Source organism: Amycolatopsis sp. NPDC104819 (assembly GCF_055583145.1).
In genome coordinates, this window is record NZ_JBVJON010000007.1 from 363,173 (window position 1) to 378,998 (window position 15,826).

Sequence of the window (15,826 nt, forward strand, 5' to 3'; positions counted from 1 at the left end):
CTCGGTCGTGGTCATCAGGAGATCCCCAGTTCCTTGCCGATGAACTCGAACATTTCGTCGTCGCTGGCCGCGGAGATCCGGTCGGCGACGTCGTCACCGGGCCGGTCTTCGTCCCAGGCGCCGAGCAGCGCCGCCAGCCGGTCGCGGACCTGCTCGCGCACGTCGCCCTCGACCCCGGTGAGCGTGGCCTCCAGCCGGTCGAGCTCGGCGAGCACCGGCGGCGCCGCGGGCTCGGCCGGGGCCAGCTCGCCGTCGAGGTACTCGACCAGCGCGTTCGCTGTCGGGTAGTCGAAGACGAGCGTCGCGGGCAGCCGGATGCCGGTCGCCGCGCCGAGGCGGTTGCGCAGGTCCACCGCGGTCAGCGAGTCGAACCCGAGCTCGGTGAACGCCCGGGCCGGGTCGACCGGCGTGCCCACCGCGAAGCCGAGCACCTTGCCGACCTCGGTGAGCACCAGGTCACGCAGGACCTGCTCACGCTCGGCGCCGGTCATCGGCGTGAGCCGCTGCCGCAGCGCGTCCGCGGAAGCCGCCGACGCCGCCGCGGCCGTCCGCAGGGACGTCGTCGCGCGGACGACCCCGCGCAGCAGCGGCGGGACCCCGGCGGACCGGGCGCGCAGCCCGGCCAGGTCGAGCTTGGCCGGCACCAGCACCGCCGCGCCGTGGGCGCGGGCCGTGTCGAACAGCGCGAGCCCTTCCGACGCGCTCAGCCCGGCGCCCAGCCGCGCCCGGTCGGCCGCGCTGAGGTCCTCGGTGAGCACACTCGTGTCCGCCCAGAGGCCCCACGCCAGCGAGCAGGCCGGGAGGCCCTGCGCGACGCGGTACTGCGCGAGCGCGTCGAGGAAGGTGTTGGCCGCCGCGTAGTTCGCCTGGCCGGGCGCGCCGAAGACACCGCCGGCCGAGGAGAACAGGACGAACTCGGCCAGGTCGGCGTCCTTCGTCAACTCGTGCAGGTTCCAGGCCGCGGTGGCCTTCGGGCGCAGGACACGCTCGAGCTGCTCGTGGGTCAGGTTGGTGACGACGGCGTCGTCGAGCACCCCGGCGGTGTGGATCACCGCGGTCAGCGGGTGGTCGCCGGGCACCCCGTCCAGCACCGCCGACAGCGCGTCGCGGTCGGCCGTGTCGCACGCGGCCAGCGTCACCGACGCCCCGAGCGCGGTCAGCTCGGCCCGCAGCTCCTCCGCGCCCGGCGCGGTGGCCCCGGACCGGGAGGTGAGCAGCAGGTGCCGGGCGCCCGACGCCACCAGGTGCCGGGCGACGAGCGAGCCGAGGACCCCGGTGCCGCCGGTGACCAGCACGGTGCCGTCCGGATCGAACGGCCGCGGCGCCGCGACCGCTTCCGGCGTCCGCGTCAGCCGCGGAGCCAGCGCGGAACCCTTGCGCAGCAACAGCTCCGGCTCGCTGCTGCGGATCGCCGCGGGCAGCGCGGCCAGGGACTCCGCACTGCCGTCCAGGTCGACCAGCGCGAACCGGTCGCCGTGCTCGGACAGCGCGGACCGCGTCAGGCCCCAGATCCCCGCGGTCGTGAGGTCGGTGACGTCCGGGCCGGCGGCCAGGGCGGTCAGCAGCACCAGCCGCTCCTCGCGGTCGTCGGCGAGCCAGCTCTGCAGGAGGTCCAGCGCCGCGCCGACGGACTGCGGCGCGGCCAGGACGACCTCGGCGGAATCGCCGGCCGAGGGGAAGACCGCGCCGGCACCGTGGTGGTCCACCCCGAGCAGGGCGACGCCCTCGGCGGCCGCGGCGGGCAGGCCGACCGGCGTCCAGTCCAGGCCGAACAGCGTGTCGTTCGCGGTGACGGCGGACGCGCCGAGCTGCCGCGTGTCCACCTCCGCGGACTCGACGGCCTCGATCGCGGCGACCGGCGCCCCGGCCGGGTCGGCGAGGTGCACCGCGACGATGTTCTTCGCCGCGGGGGAAAGCCGGGCGCGCAGTGTGGTCGCGCCGGTCGCGTGCAGGCTCACCCCGCCCCACGAGAACGGCAGCCGGATCACGTCCGGGTCCTCGCTCGGGGTGACGAACTCGCCGAGTGACATCGCGTGCAGCACGGCGTCCAGCAGGGCCGGGTGCACGCCGAAGGCCGCGGCGCCTTCGCTGACCGGCTCGGGCAGCTCGACCTCGGCGTAGACGTCGTCGCCGTCGCGCCAGGCGGCCCGCAGGCCCCGGAACGCCGGGCCGTAGGTGAACCCGCTCCCGGCGAGCTCCTCGTAGAGGCCGTCGAGGTCGATCTCCTCGGCGCCCGCCGGCGGCCACGCCGTGAGCGTGAAGTCCGCCGCGGGAGCCGTCTCGGTGAGCAGGCCGGTCGCGTGCCGCAGCCACGGGCCCTGGCTGTCCTCGTCGGCACCGCGGGAGTGGATGTCGAGCTCGCCACCCGCGCCGACGGTCACCTGCAGCTGGACCGCGCCGCGCGCGGGCAGCATCAGCGGGCTCTGCAGCGTCAGCTCGGCGACGTGCGGACGGCCGGTGCGCGACCCCGCGTGCAGCGCGAGGTCGAGCAGGGCCGTGCCCGGCAGCAGCGGGTCGCCGTTGACCGCGTGGTCGGCCAGCCACGGGTGGCTGCCGAGCGACAGCTGCCCGGTGAACAGGTGGGTGCCGCTCTCGGGCAGGTCGGTGACGCCGGTCAGGATCGGGTGGCCGCCGCGGTTGAGCCCGGCGGTGTGGCCGGTGGCCTGGCCCGGCGCCGGCGTCAGCCAGTAGCGGCGACGCTGGAAGGCGTAGGTGGGCAACGGGATCTGCCGCGCGCCGCTGCGGGTGAAGAACGCCGACCAGTCGACGGAGCCGTGGTGGGCGTGCAGCGCGGCCGCCGAGGTGAGGAACCGGCGCTGGCCGCCGTCGCGGTGCAGCGTGCCCAGCACCGGGACCGGACGCCCGGCCGTGGCCGCCGCGTCTTCCAGCGGGCCGCCGAGCACCGGGTGCGGGCTGACCTCCACCAGGTGCGTGAAGCCCTGGGCCAGCGCGGCGAGCACCGTCGTGTGGAACTGGACCGGGTTGAGGGTGTTCTCGAACCAGTAGTCCCCGGTCAGCAGCGCGGTGTCGATCGCCTCGCCGCGGGTCGAGGAGAAGAACGGGAGGTCGGTGCCCGCCGGGCGGACCGGCCGCAGTGCCTCGGTGATCTCGGCTTCGCACTGCCCGACGCTCGGGTGGTGCGACGCAAAACCGACGTTGACCCGGCGGTAGCGGACGCCGTCCCGCTCACAGGCCGCGCCGAAGCCGTCCAGCGCCTCGGTGTCCCCGGCGACGATGACCTGGGACGGCCCGTTGACCACGGCGACCGTCAGGCCCCACGGCTCGATCGCTTCGGCCGCCTGTTCCGGCGTCAACAGCACCGAAGCCATCCCGCCGACACCTTCCAGCGAAAGCAACGCCTTGGCGCGGAGGGCGACAACCCGGGCGCCGTCCTGCAGGGACAGCGCGCCCGACACGGTGGCCGCGGCGATCTCCCCCTGCGAGTGGCCGACCACCCCGGCCGGGACCACGCCGTAGGAGCGCCACAGCTCGGCCAGGGAGACCATCACGGCCCACAGCGCCGGCTGTACGACGTCCATCCGCTCGAGCGCGGCCTCGTCGGCGAGCACGTCGAACAGCGACCAGTCGACGAACTCGCCCAGCGCCTGGTCGCACTCCCGCAGCCGGGCGGCGAAAACCGGTTCGTGCCCGGCGAGCTCGAGTCCCATGTGGACCCACTGCGCCCCCTGGCCCGGGAAGACCATGAGCACCCGGTCCGACCCCGAACCGCTGCCGACGACGACGTTCTCGTCCTCGCCCGCGGCCAGCCCGGCCAGCCCGGTGAGGAGCTCGTCGCGGTCCGCTGCGACCACCGCGCCCCGGTGGGCGAACGCCGTGCGGCCCGCCGCCAGGGAGTGGCCGAGGTCCGCCAGGGCCAGGTCCGGGTCGGCCAGGAGCTGGTCGTGCAGCCGGGAAGCCTGCCCCCGCAAGGCTTCCGGCGTCTTGCCGGAAAGCAGCACGGGCACGACCGGTGCGGCACCAGCCGTGGTGACGGCGGCTTCCGGAGCCTGCTCCAGGACGACGTGCGCGTTGGTGCCGCTGATCCCGAACGACGACACGGCGGCCCGTCGCGGCGCGCCGGTCTCGGGCCACGGCTGGGACTCCTGCAGCAGCCGCACGCCACCGCCGTCCCACTCGATCTTCTCCGACGGCGTCTCGGCGTGCAGTGTCTTCGGCAGGACGCCGGTGCGCAGCGCCTGCACCATCTTGATCACGCCCCCGATGCCGGCCGCGCCTTGGGCGTGGCCGATGTTCGACTTCAGCGAGCCCAGCCACAGCGGCCGGTCCTCGGCACGGTCGGCGCCGTAGGTGGCCTGCAGTGCCTGGACTTCGATCGGGTCACCCAGCGGGGTGCCAGTGCCGTGCGCCTCGACCGTGTCGACGTCCGAAGTGGACAGTCCGGCGTTGGCCAGCGCCTGGCGGATCACCCGCTGCTGGGAGGGCCCGTTGGGCGCGGAGAGCCCGTTCGACGCGCCGTCCTGGTTGACCGCCGAGCCACGCAGGACGGCGAGCACCGGGTGCCCGTGCCGCCGCGCCTCGGAAAGCCGTTCGAGCACCACCACACCGACGCCTTCCGCGGCGCCGAACCCGTCGGCTTCCTCGGAGAAGGCCTTGCAGCGGCCGTCGGCGGCGAGCGCGCGCTGCCGGCTGAAGAACACGAACGCGTCCGGGGTCGGCGTGACGTGCACCCCGGCGGCCAGCGCGAGCGAGCACTCCCCCGAGCTCAGGGCCTGCGCGGCGAGGTGCAGCGCGACCAGCGAGGACGAACACGCCGTGTCGATGCTCATCGACGGGCCTTCGAGACCGAACGTGTAGGAGACGCGCCCGGAGACGACACTGCCCGCCGCGCCGGTGCTCAGGTGGCCTTCGACCTCGTCGGGGATGTCGCCGATGCCGGTGCCGTAGGTGGCGCCCATGACCCCGGCGAACACGCCGGTCTGGCTGCCGCGCAGGGACCGCGGGTTGATGCCCGCGCGCTCGATGGCCTCCCACGACGTCTCCAGCAGCAGGCGCTGCTGCGGGTCGGTGGCCAGTGCCTCGCGCGGGGAGATGCCGAAGAACTCGGCGTCGAAGTCCCCGGCGTCGTACAGGAAACCGCCGCGGGTGGTGTAGAGCTTGCCCGGGCGGTCCGGGTCCGGGTCGTAGAGGCCGTCGAGGTCCCAGCCGCGGTCGCTCGGGAAGTCGCCGATCGCGTCGGCGCCGGTGCTGACCAGGTCCCACAGCCCTTCGGGCGAGCTGACCCCGCCGGGGAACCGGCAGGCCATCGAGACCACGGCGATCGGGTCGTCGGCGGCCGCCTTCGTGCCGGTCACCGCGGTCACGGCGGCGTCGGCGCCGAGCAGCTCGGCCGCGAGGTGCGCGGCCAGGGCCTTCGGGTTCGGGTAGTCGAAGATCAGCGTGGCCGGCAGCCGCAGCCCGGTCGCGGCGGCGAGCTGGTTGCGCAGCTCGACCGCGGTGAGCGAGTCGAACCCGAGCTCGCTGAACGCGCTGTGCTCCTCGACGTCGGCGGCGGAGTCGTGGCCGAGCACGGCGGCGACCTGGCCGCGGACCAGCTCGGACAGCCCTTCGACCGAGGTGAACCCGCCGGTCGCGGTCTGGGGAACGGCCTGCGCGGCACGACGGCGCGGCATGCGCACCAGGCCGCGGAGCAGCGGCGGCAGGTCCGGCACCGCGGCCAGCGCGGCGCGGTCCAGGCGGATCGGCACCAGCAGCGCGCGGTCGGTGGCGCAGGTCAGGTCGAACAACCGCAGGCCCTCGGTGACACTCAGCTCGGTGACACCGGAGCGCTGGAGCCGCTCGCGGTCGGCGTCGGTCAGCTCGGTGGTCATGCCGGCCGCGGTGTGCTCCCAGGAACCCCAGGCCAGCGAGTGCGCGGCCTGGCCGTTCGCGCGGCGGTGCTGCGCGAGGGCGTCGAGGAAGGTGTTGGCGGCGGCGTAGTTGGCCTGGCCGGGGCTGCCGAGCACACCCGACGCCGAGGAGAACAGCACGAACTGCTCGAGGTCCGTCGTCAGCTCGTGCAGGTGCATGGCGGCGTCGACCTTGGCGGCCAGGACCCGGTGCAGCTGCTCGGGGGTCAGGCTGTCGACGAGGCCGTCTTCGAGCACCCCGGCCGTGTGGACGACCCCGGTGACGGCGAAGCGGCTCAGGACGTCCGCCAGGGCGGCGCGGTCGGTGACGTCGGCGGCGACGATGTCGGCGCCCAGCTCGTCCCGCAGCTCCGCCGCGCCGGGGGCGTCGAGGCCACGGCGGGACAGCAGGACGAGCCGCGCGCCGGACGCGGCCACGTGCCGGGCCACGGCCGAGCCGAGCCCGCCGGTGCCGCCGGTGATCAGGACCGTGCTGTCCGGAGAGAACACCGGTGCGTCCACAGTGGACAGATGCGCGGTGGTCAGGCGCGGGGCGAGCACGCGGTCACCGCGCAGGGCCAGCTGCGGTTCGCCCGCGGCCAGCGCGGCGAACACCGGGTCCGCCGCGACGGGCCCGTCGGTGTCCAGCAGCACGAACCGGCCGGGGTGCTCCGACTGCGCGGACCGCACCAGGCCCCACACCGGGGCGTGGGCGAGGTCGGGCACGTCCTCGTCGCCGGTCGCGACCGCGCCCCGGGTGACCAGGACGAGCGTGACGGCTTCGAGGCGGGCGTCCGCCAGCCACGACCGCACCAGGGTCAGCGCCTGCTCGGCCGCGGTGTGCGTGTCGGCCGCGAGGTCACCGGAACCGTGCTGGCACAGCGCGGCGAACACGACCTCCGGCAGCTCCTGCGCGGCGGCCACGGCCGAGACGTCGAGGTAGCGCACGGCCGCGGGCAGGCCGATCTGGTCGGCGCCGAGAACCCCGATCCGCTCCGGCTTCGGCGCCTCGGCGGGGTCGAGGACGGTCCAGTCGACCTGGTACACCGACTCCGCACGGGCCTGGGGCCGTTCCGCGGCACGCGTCCGCAGGGACTCCGCGGCCAGCACCGGCGTGCCGGCGCCGTCGAAGACCTCGACGGCCACCGTGCCGTCTCCGCGGACCAGGTGCACACGAAGTTCGGTGGCGCCGACGGCGTGCAGGGCGACGGTCTGCCAGGCGAACGGCAGCTCCGGCGCGGCACCGTCTTCGGCGAAGAGCGCGATGCCGTGCAGGGCGGCGTCGAGCAGGGCCGGGTGCAGGCCGAAGGCCGCGGCCTCGTCGTGGTGGTCCTCGGGCAGGGTGACCTCGGTGAAGATCTCGTCGCCGCGGCGCCACGCGGCGCGCACGATGCTGAACGCGGGCCCGTAGTCGAGCCCGGCGCCGGCGAGCCCGGTGTACAGCTCGGAGACGTCGACGGCGGTGGCGTCCTTCGGCGGCCACACCAGGGTTTCCGGCTGGGCCGGGACACCAGTGGCGAGCAGGCCGGTGGCGTGCAGCTGCCACGGCTCGTCGTCGTCCGCGCGCTCGTCGCGGGAGTGCACAGTCAGCTCGCGGCGGCCCTGGTCGTCGGCCGGGCCGGCGAACACCTGCAGCCGCACCGCGCCGTCGGCCGGGATCACCAGCGGCGCGGCGAGGGTCAGCTCGGCGAGCTGGTCCGCGCCGACGTGGGAACCGGTGTGCAGCGCGATGTCGACGTACGCCGTCGCCGGGAGCAGGACGCTGCCCAGCACCACGTGCTCGGCGAGCCAGGGTGACGTCGCCGTCGAGAGGCGGCCGGTGAACAGGAAGCCGTCCCCGCCCGCGAGCCCGGTGGCCGCGCCAAGCAGCGGGTGCCCGGCGGCGCCGAGCCCGGCGGTCGCGACGTTGCCGCTCGTGTCCGTCGCGTCCAGCCAGAAGCGCTTGTGCTGGAAGGCATACGTCGGCAGCGCGGCCGTGTCCCGGGCCGGGAGCCACGCGCTCAGGTCGGGCTTGACCGCGGTGCGCGCGTACAAAGTGGACAGTGCGGCGAGCACACTGCGTTCCTCGGGCTTGCCGGGGTGCAGCATCGCCGCGGCCGCGTGGTCACCCGCGCCGAGGGTGTGCCCGGCGAGCGTCGTCAGGGTCGTGTCGGGGCCGACCTCGAGGTACCCGGTGACCCCGTGCGCGGCCAGCGTCTCGACGGCGGGCCCGAACCGGACGGCCTCGCGGATGTGCCGCGTCCAGTACTCCGGGTCGGCCAGCTGCTCGGCCGTGGCGAGCTGCCCGGTGACGTCGGAGACGATCGGGACGCGCGGCTCGTGGAAGGTCAGCGTGGCCGCGTACTCGCGGAACGCGGGCAGGATCGCCTCGGTGTGCGGCGAGTGGAAGGCGTGGCTGACCTTGAGCGCCTTGGCCTTGCGCCCGCGCGCCTTCCACTCCTCGGCGATCGTGGTGACGGCGTCGCGGTCCCCGGAGATCACGAGCGAGTCCGGGCTGTTGATCGCGGCGACGGAGACACCTTCGGGCAGCTGTCCGAGCTCTTCCGGCGTCGCGGCCAGGGTCGCCATCGCGCCGGTGGCCGGGAGGGTCTGCATGAGCTGGGCACGCTTGACGACCAGCCCGGCCGCGTCGGCCAGTGAGAGCACCCCGGCGACGTGCGCGGCGGTCAGCTCGCCGATCGAGTGGCCGACCAGGAAGTCCGGGCGGACCCCGAACGACTCCAGCAGCCGGTAGAGGGCGACCTCGATCGCGAACAGCGCGGGCTGGGTGTGCTCGGTCTGGTACAGCAGCTCGGCTTCCGGGCTGTCCGGCTCGGCGAACACCAGGGACTTGACCGGGATCCGGGTGTGTTCGTCCAGCGCCGCGCACGTCTCGTCGAAGGCCTGCGTGAAGACGTCGAACGTGCCGTACAGCTCGCGGCCCATGCCCGGGCGCTGTGAACCCTGGCCGGAGAACAGGACGGCGAGGGCGCCGTCCGTGCCGGTGCCGGTGACGACGTCCGGCGACTGGGCGCCCTCGGCGATCGCGGCCAGCGCGTCGAGCGGCAGCGAACCGGCCTCGGCCAGCACCACCGCGCGGTGTTCGAGCCGGGCGCGGCCGGTGAACAGCGTTGCGGCGGCCGCGGCCGGGTCGATGTCCGGACCCAGGTGGTCGGCGAGCTGGCGGGCCTGGGCACGCAGGGCGTCGGCGGTCTTGCCCGAGAGCACCCACGGCGTGTGGGGATGTGTCTGCGCCGCACGTTCGACGGGTTCCGCGGCGGGCGGCTCCTCGATGATGACGTGCGCGTTCGTACCGCTGATGCCGAAGGACGAAATCCCGGCGCGCCGCGGCTTCTCCCCGCGCGGCCACTCGCGCGCCTCGGTGAGCAGCTCGACGGCCCCCGCCGTCCAGTCCACTTTGGACGACGGCGCGTCGACGTGCAGGGTGGCCGGCAGGACGTCGTGGCGCATGGCCAGGACCATCTTGATGATCCCGCCGACCCCGGCCGCGGCCTGGGTGTGCCCGAGGTTCGACTTGAGCGAGCCGAGGTACAGCGGCTCCTCGCGGTCCCGGCCGTAGGTGGCGAGCAGCGCCTGCGCCTCGATCGGGTCGCCGAGCGACGTGCCGGTGCCGTGGCCCTCGACGGTGTCGACGTCCGAAGTGGACAGTCCGGCGCCGGCGAGCGCCTGCCGGATGACCCGCTGCTGCGACGGGCCGTTCGGGGCGGTGAGGCCGCTGCTCGCGCCGTCCTGGTTGACCGCGGAGCCGCGGATGACCGCGAGCACCGGGTGGCCGTTGCGCTGCGCGTCGGACAGCTTCTCCAGCAGCAGCATCCCGGCGCCCTCGGACAGGCCGGTGCCGTCGGCGGCGTCCGCGAACGCCTTGCAACGGCCGTCCTTGGCGAGCGCGCGCTGGCGGCTGAACTGGATGTACGGCTCGGGGATGGCCATCATCGCGACGCCACCGGCGAGGGCCAGCGAGCATTCGCCGTTGCGCAGGGCCTGGACGGCCAGGTGCAGCGTCACCAGCGACGACGAGCACGCGGTGTCCGCGGTCAGCGCCGGGCCCTCCAGCCCGAAGGTGTAGGAGACGCGCCCCGCGGCGACCGCGCCGGAGTTGCCGTTGCCGAGGAAGTTCTCCAGCTCCTCGGACAGCCGGCCCAGCCGCGTGTGGTAGTCGTGGTACATCATCCCGGCGAACACCCCGGTCCGGCTGCCGCGCAACGACGTCGGGTCGATCCCGGCGCGCTCGAGGGCCTCCCACGACGTCTCCAGCAGCAGCCGCTGCTGCGGGTCCATCGCCAGGGCCTCACGCGGCGAGATGCCGAACAGCGCGGGGTCGAAGTCGGCGACGTCGTCGAGGAACCCGCCGGTCTTGAGGTAGCTCGTGCCCGGCCGGGTCATCGTCGGGTCGTGGAGCTCGGCGAGGTCCCAGCCGCGGTCGGCGGGGAACTCGCCGACCGCGTCGACGCCGTCGGCGACGATCCGCCAGAGCTGCTCGGGCGTGCGCACCCCGCCGGGGAAGCGGCAGGCCATCCCGACGATCGCGATCGGCTCGCGGCTCGCCTCCTCGACCTCGCGCAGGCGGCGCCGGGTTTCGCGCAGGTCCGCCGTGGCGCGCTTGAGGTATTCGAGGTACTTGTCTTCGTTCGCCACCGCGAGCTCCTAGCTTTCCAGCTCGTTGTCGAGCAGGTCGAAAAGTTCTTCCGCGGTCGCCGAGTCCAGCTCGCTCCCGCCGTCGCCGGACACGCGGGCGACACATTCGGCGGCGAGGGCCCGCAGCCGGGTGGCCGCCCGCTGGGCTTCCTCGGCGTCGACCGCCGTCAGCAGGCCTTCGAGGCCGGCCAACGCGGTCCGCAGCGCTCCGCCGGCTTCGGCCTCGGCGCTGGGCAGCTCGGTGTCGAGGAACTTCGCCAGCGCGGCCGGGTTCGGGTAGTCGAAGATCAGCGTCGCCGGCAGCCGCAGGCCGGTGGCCGTGTCGAGCTGGTTGCGCAGCTCGACCGCGGTGAGCGAGTCGAAGCCGAGGTCGAGGAACCCGCGCTCGGCACCGATGTCCGCCGGCCCGCTGTGCCCGAGCGCGAGCGCGGCCTGCGTGCGGACGAGGTCCAGCAGCGCCTTCGAACGCTCTTCACCGGACAGCCCGGCCAGCCGCTGGGTGACCGGCTGCGGCTGGGCGACGGTCGTCTTCCGCGGCGCCCGGATCAGGCCGCGCAGCAGGGCGGGGACGCCGTCACCGGCCTTCGCCCGCAGGGTCGGCAGGTCGAGCCGCATCGGGACGAGCAGCGGGAGTGCACTGTGGACACTGGAGTCCAGCAGCGCCAGGCCGTCTTCGACCGACAGCGGGAGGACGCCGCTGCGGGTGATGCGGCCGCGGCCGTCGTCGTCGAGGGTGCTGGTCATGCCGCCACCGGTGTGCTCCCAGGAGCCCCAGGCCAGCGAGTGGGCGGGCTTGCCGGTCGCGCGGCGGTGCTGGGCGAGGGCGTCGACGTAGGCATTGGCGGCCGCGTAGTTGGCCTGGCCGGGGCTGCCGAGGACACCGGAAGCCGAGGAGAACAGGACAAACGCGTCGACGTCGCCGACGAGGTCGTGCAGGTTCTCGACCGCGTCGACCTTGGCCGCGAGGACCCGGTGGAGCTGCTCGGGTGACAGGTTGGTCACCAGGCCGTCGTCGAGGACGCCGGCGGTGTGCACAACGGCGGTGAACTTCGTGTTCTTGAACAGGTTCTCGACGGCGGCGCGGTCGGCGACGTCGCAGGCCACGACCTCGGCGCCGAGCTCGGTCAGCTCGGCCGCGCCCGGGGCGTCCGGACCCCGGCGTGACGCGACGACCAGCCGATCGGCCTTCGTGACGAGGTGGCGGACGACGAGCGAGCCGAGGCCGCCGGTGCCGCCGGTGACCAGGACCGTGCCGGTCAGACCGTCCACATCGGACGGCTCTGCGGTGGCTTTGGCGAGGCGCGGGGCCAGGAGCCGGGACGCGCGGATCGCGAGCTGCGGCTCGTCCGTGGCGAGTTCGGCGGCGGAGCCGTCGGTGTCCACCAGGACGAACCGGCCCGGGTTCTCGGACTGGGCGGCGCGGACCAGGCCCCAGACCGTCGAGTGGGCCCGGTCCGGGACGTCTTCGCCGGGGGCCGTGCTCACCGCGCCGGTGGTGACGAAGACGAGCTGCGCGTCGGCGAGCCGGGGGTCGGCGAGCCAGTCCTGGACGAGGTGGAGAGCCTGCTCGGCCGCCTGGTGCGCCGCGGCGGCGTCGGCGCCGTCGACCGGGAGAGAAGTGAAGACCATGCTGGGGGCGGGAAGGCCGTCCAGCTCGGCCTGCAGGGCGGTGAGGTCGGGGAACGAGCCGAGGTCGGCGAAGGCGCGGGCCGGGTCGTCGTCGGCGGTGGCGAGGGCGACGCGGCCACGAGGGGCGGGCGCGCTCGGGACCGGGAGCCAGTCGAGGGTGAAGAGCGCGTCCTTCTCGGAGCGGGCGCCGGCGAGGAGCTCGGGCGACAGCGGCCGCGAGACGAGCGACTCGGCTTTGGCAACGAGGTTGCCGTCGCTGTCGGCGACCTCGACGGTGAGGCCGCGGGTGCCGGTGGCGCCCAGCCGGACGCGGAGGGCGTCGGCGCCGGCGAGGTGCAGGCGGACGCCGGTCCAGGAGAAGGGCAGGCCCGCGTCGGCGGCGTCGGCGAGCAGCCCGGGAATGCCGACGGCGGGGTGCAGGGCGGCGTCGAGCAGGGCGGGGTGGAGGCCGAAGCGGGGGGCGTCGGCGCGGACGTGCTCGGGGAGAGCGACCTCGGCGAAGATCTCGGTGCGGTCGCCTTCGGTGCGGCGCCAGGCTTGGCGGAGGCCGCGGAAGGCGGGGCCGTAGGTGAGGCCGCTGTCGGCGATGCGGTCGTAGATCCCTTCGAGGGCAACGGGTTCGGCGCCTGGAGGCGGCCATTCGTCCAGAGACTCGAAAGAATCCTCCACCTCCGCGCCGAGGAACCCGCTGGCGTGCGCGGTCCACTCGTCCTCACCGTCGGCCGGGCGGGAGTCGAGCCTCAACGCGCGGCGGCCGTCCTCCTCCGGCGGGCCCACGTGCAGCCGAACCGCGACCGCGCCCTGCTCCGGGATCACCAGGGGCGCCGCCAGCGTCAACTCAGACAGCTCCGCGCCGCCGCCCGTGTGCAGCGCCATGTCGATGTACGCCGTTGCCGGGAGGATCACCGTGCCCAGGACCACGTGGTCCGCCAGCCACGGGTGGCTGTGCAGCGACAGCCGTCCCGTGGCCACCGAAGCGCCGTCGGGCAGGGTCAGGGTTGCGCTCAGCAGCGGGTGTGCTCCCACGCCCTGGCCGAACGCGCTCGCGTCGCCGGCCGGCTCACCCGGCGTGAGCCAGAAGTGCCTGTGCTCGAACGGGTACGTCGGCAGCTCCACCAGCCGGGCACCGGGGAAGAACGAGTCCCAGTCCACCCGCGTGCCGATCACGTGCAGGCGGGCCAGCGCCGACAGCACCGCGCGCGGCTCGTCGAGGTTCTTGCGCAGCAGCGGAACCGCGCCCTCGACCAGCGACGACAGCGCGCCGTCCGGGCCCAGCTCCAGGAACGTCCGGACACCGGCCTCGCGCAGCGCCGCGACCCCGTCGGCGAACCGGACGGCTTCACGGACGTGCCGCACCCAGTACTCCGGCTCGGTGAGGTCGGCGTCGCCGCCGGTCAGGGTGGAGACGACCGGGATCGTGGGCCGGGCGAAGGCGAGCCCGGACACCACCGCGCGGAACTCGGCCAGCATCGGGTCCATGAGCGGCGAGTGGAACGCGTGCGACACCGGCAGCCGCTTGGTCTTGCGGGCCTTCTCCACGAACCGCGCGGCGATCGCCGTCACCGCGTCCTCGGCGCCGGACACCACCACGGCTTCCGGGCCGTTGACCGCGGCGATCGACACGCCGTCGGTGAGCAGCGGGACCACGTCGGCCTCGGTGGCCTGCAGCGCGATCATCGCGCCGCCCTCGGGCAGCGCCTCCATCAGCCGCCCGCGGGCGGTGACCAGCCGGGCCGCGTCGGCCAGGGACAGCACCCCGGCGACGTGGGCCGCGGCGATCTCGCCGATCGAGTGCCCGGCGACGAAGTCCGGCCGGACCCCCCGCGACTCGGCCAGCCGGAACAGCGCGACCTCGATCGCGAACAGCGCCGGCTGCGTGTTCCCGGTCCGGTTGAGCGCGGCGGCGTCCGCTCCCCAGACGACGTCACGCAGGCCGGGGTCGAGCTCGGCGAGGACCGCGTCGAACGCCGTCGCGAAGACCTCCGAAGACGCGTACAGCTCACGCCCCATGCCGAGCCGCTGGGCGCCCTGGCCCGAGAAGAGGAAGGCCAGCTTGCCGTCCACAGTGGACCCGGTGACGACGTTCGCGTCCGGCTCCCCGGCGGCGAGCGCGGCCAGCGCGTTCTCGGGATCGTCGAGCACCACGGCGCGGTGCTCGTGCCCGGCCCGACTGCGCGCCAGCGTGAACCCGACGTCGCCGGGCCGCGCACCCCGCAGCGCCGACAGCACCTGTCCGGCCTGGGCCCGCAGCGCTTCCGGGGACCGGGCGGACAGCGGCAGCGGACCCGGGACGTCGGCCGCGGTGACCTCCGCCGCGGGCGCCTGCTCAAGAATGACGTGCGCGTTCGTCCCGCTGATGCCGAACGACGACACCGCCGCGCGCCGCGGGCGGCCGGCTTCCGGCCAGGGCCGGGCCTCGGTGAGCAGGGAGACCGCGCCGGCAGCCCACTCGACGTGCGGGGTCGGCTCGTCGGCGTGCAGGGTGGCCGGCAACAGGTTGTTCCGCAGGGCCAGGACCATCTTGATCACCCCGGCGACCCCGGCCGCGGCCTGGGTGTGGCCGACGTTCGACTTCACCGAACCCAGGTGCAGCGGCCGGTCGGTGTCGCGGCCGCGGCCGTAGGTAGCCAGGAGCGCGTCGGCCTCGATCGGGTCGCCGAGCGACGTCCCGGTGCCGTGCGCCTCCACCGCGTCGACGTCCGAAGTGGACAGTCCGGCGGCTTCGAGGGCCTGCCGGATCACGCGTTGCTGGGACGGGCCGTTGGGGGCGGTGAGGCCGTTGGACGCACCGTCGGAGTTGACCGCGGAGCCGCGGACGACCGCGAGCACCGGGTGGCCGAGCCGCTGGGCGTCGGAAAGCCGTTCCACCAGCAGCATCCCGGCGCCCTCGGCGATGCCGAAGCCGTCGGCGGCCGCGGAGAACGGCTTGCAGCGGCCGTCGCGGGACAGCCCGCCCTGCTTGCTGAACTCGGCGAACAGGTCGGTGGTGCAGACGACGGTCGCGCCGCCGGCCAGCGCCAGCGAGCACTCGCCGGAGCGCAGCGCCTGGGCGGCGAGGTGCAGCGTGACCAGCGAAGACGAGCACGCGGTGTCGACGGTGACGGACGGGCCTTCCAGCCCGAGCGTGTAGGAGATCCGGCCGGAGACGACGCTCGCCGCCGAGCCGGTCGACAGGTAACCCTCCCCCTCGGGCGCCTGCAGCAGCACGTTTCCGTAGTCCTGGCCGTTGGTGCCCGCGAAGACGCCGACCCGCTCACCGCGCAGCGACGCCGGGTCGATCCCGGCTCGTTCGATGGCCTCCCACGACGTCTCGAGCAGCACGCGCTGCTGCGGGTCCATCGTCAGCGCTTCCTTCGGGGAGACGCCGAAGAAGTCCGCGTCGAAGTCGCCCGCCGCGTCGAGGAACGCGCCGGTGCGGACGTAGCTGGTGCCCGGGCGGCTCAGCTCCGGGTCGTACAGCCGGTCCATGTCCCAGCCGCGGTCGGCGGGCACCTCGGCGACGGTGTCGACACCTCCGGCCAGCAGGTCCCAGAACCGCTCCGGGGTGTCCGCGCCGCCGGGGAAGCGGCAGCCGAGGCCGACGATCGCGATCGGCTCGGTCGCGCGCCGCTCGGCGTCGGCGAGCCGCGCCTGGGCGTCGTCCAGCTCGGCCACCGCGCGCTTGAGGTAGCGGCGGAGCTTGTCCTCGTTGTCCATGCGTTGCACCTCGTTCGAAG

The 15,826-nt window shown here is 74.6% G+C and carries 2 protein-coding genes; both read right to left on the reverse strand.

Annotated features, from left to right (window positions below):
* Positions 1-14: 14 nt before the first annotated feature.
* Positions 15-10,481 carry an SDR family NAD(P)-dependent oxidoreductase gene (locus ACZ63E_RS24240; protein ID WP_465338388.1) on the reverse strand — a complete coding sequence of 3,489 codons (10,467 nt, stop codon included), beginning with the start codon at positions 10,479-10,481 and terminating at the stop codon, positions 15-17.
* A gap of 9 nt (positions 10,482-10,490) precedes the next feature.
* The gene (locus ACZ63E_RS24245; protein ID WP_465338389.1) at positions 10,491-15,815 is read right to left on the reverse strand and encodes a type I polyketide synthase; all 5,325 of its coding nucleotides are present in this window, start codon (positions 15,813-15,815) and stop codon (positions 10,491-10,493) included.
* Positions 15,816-15,826 lie beyond the last annotated feature (11 nt).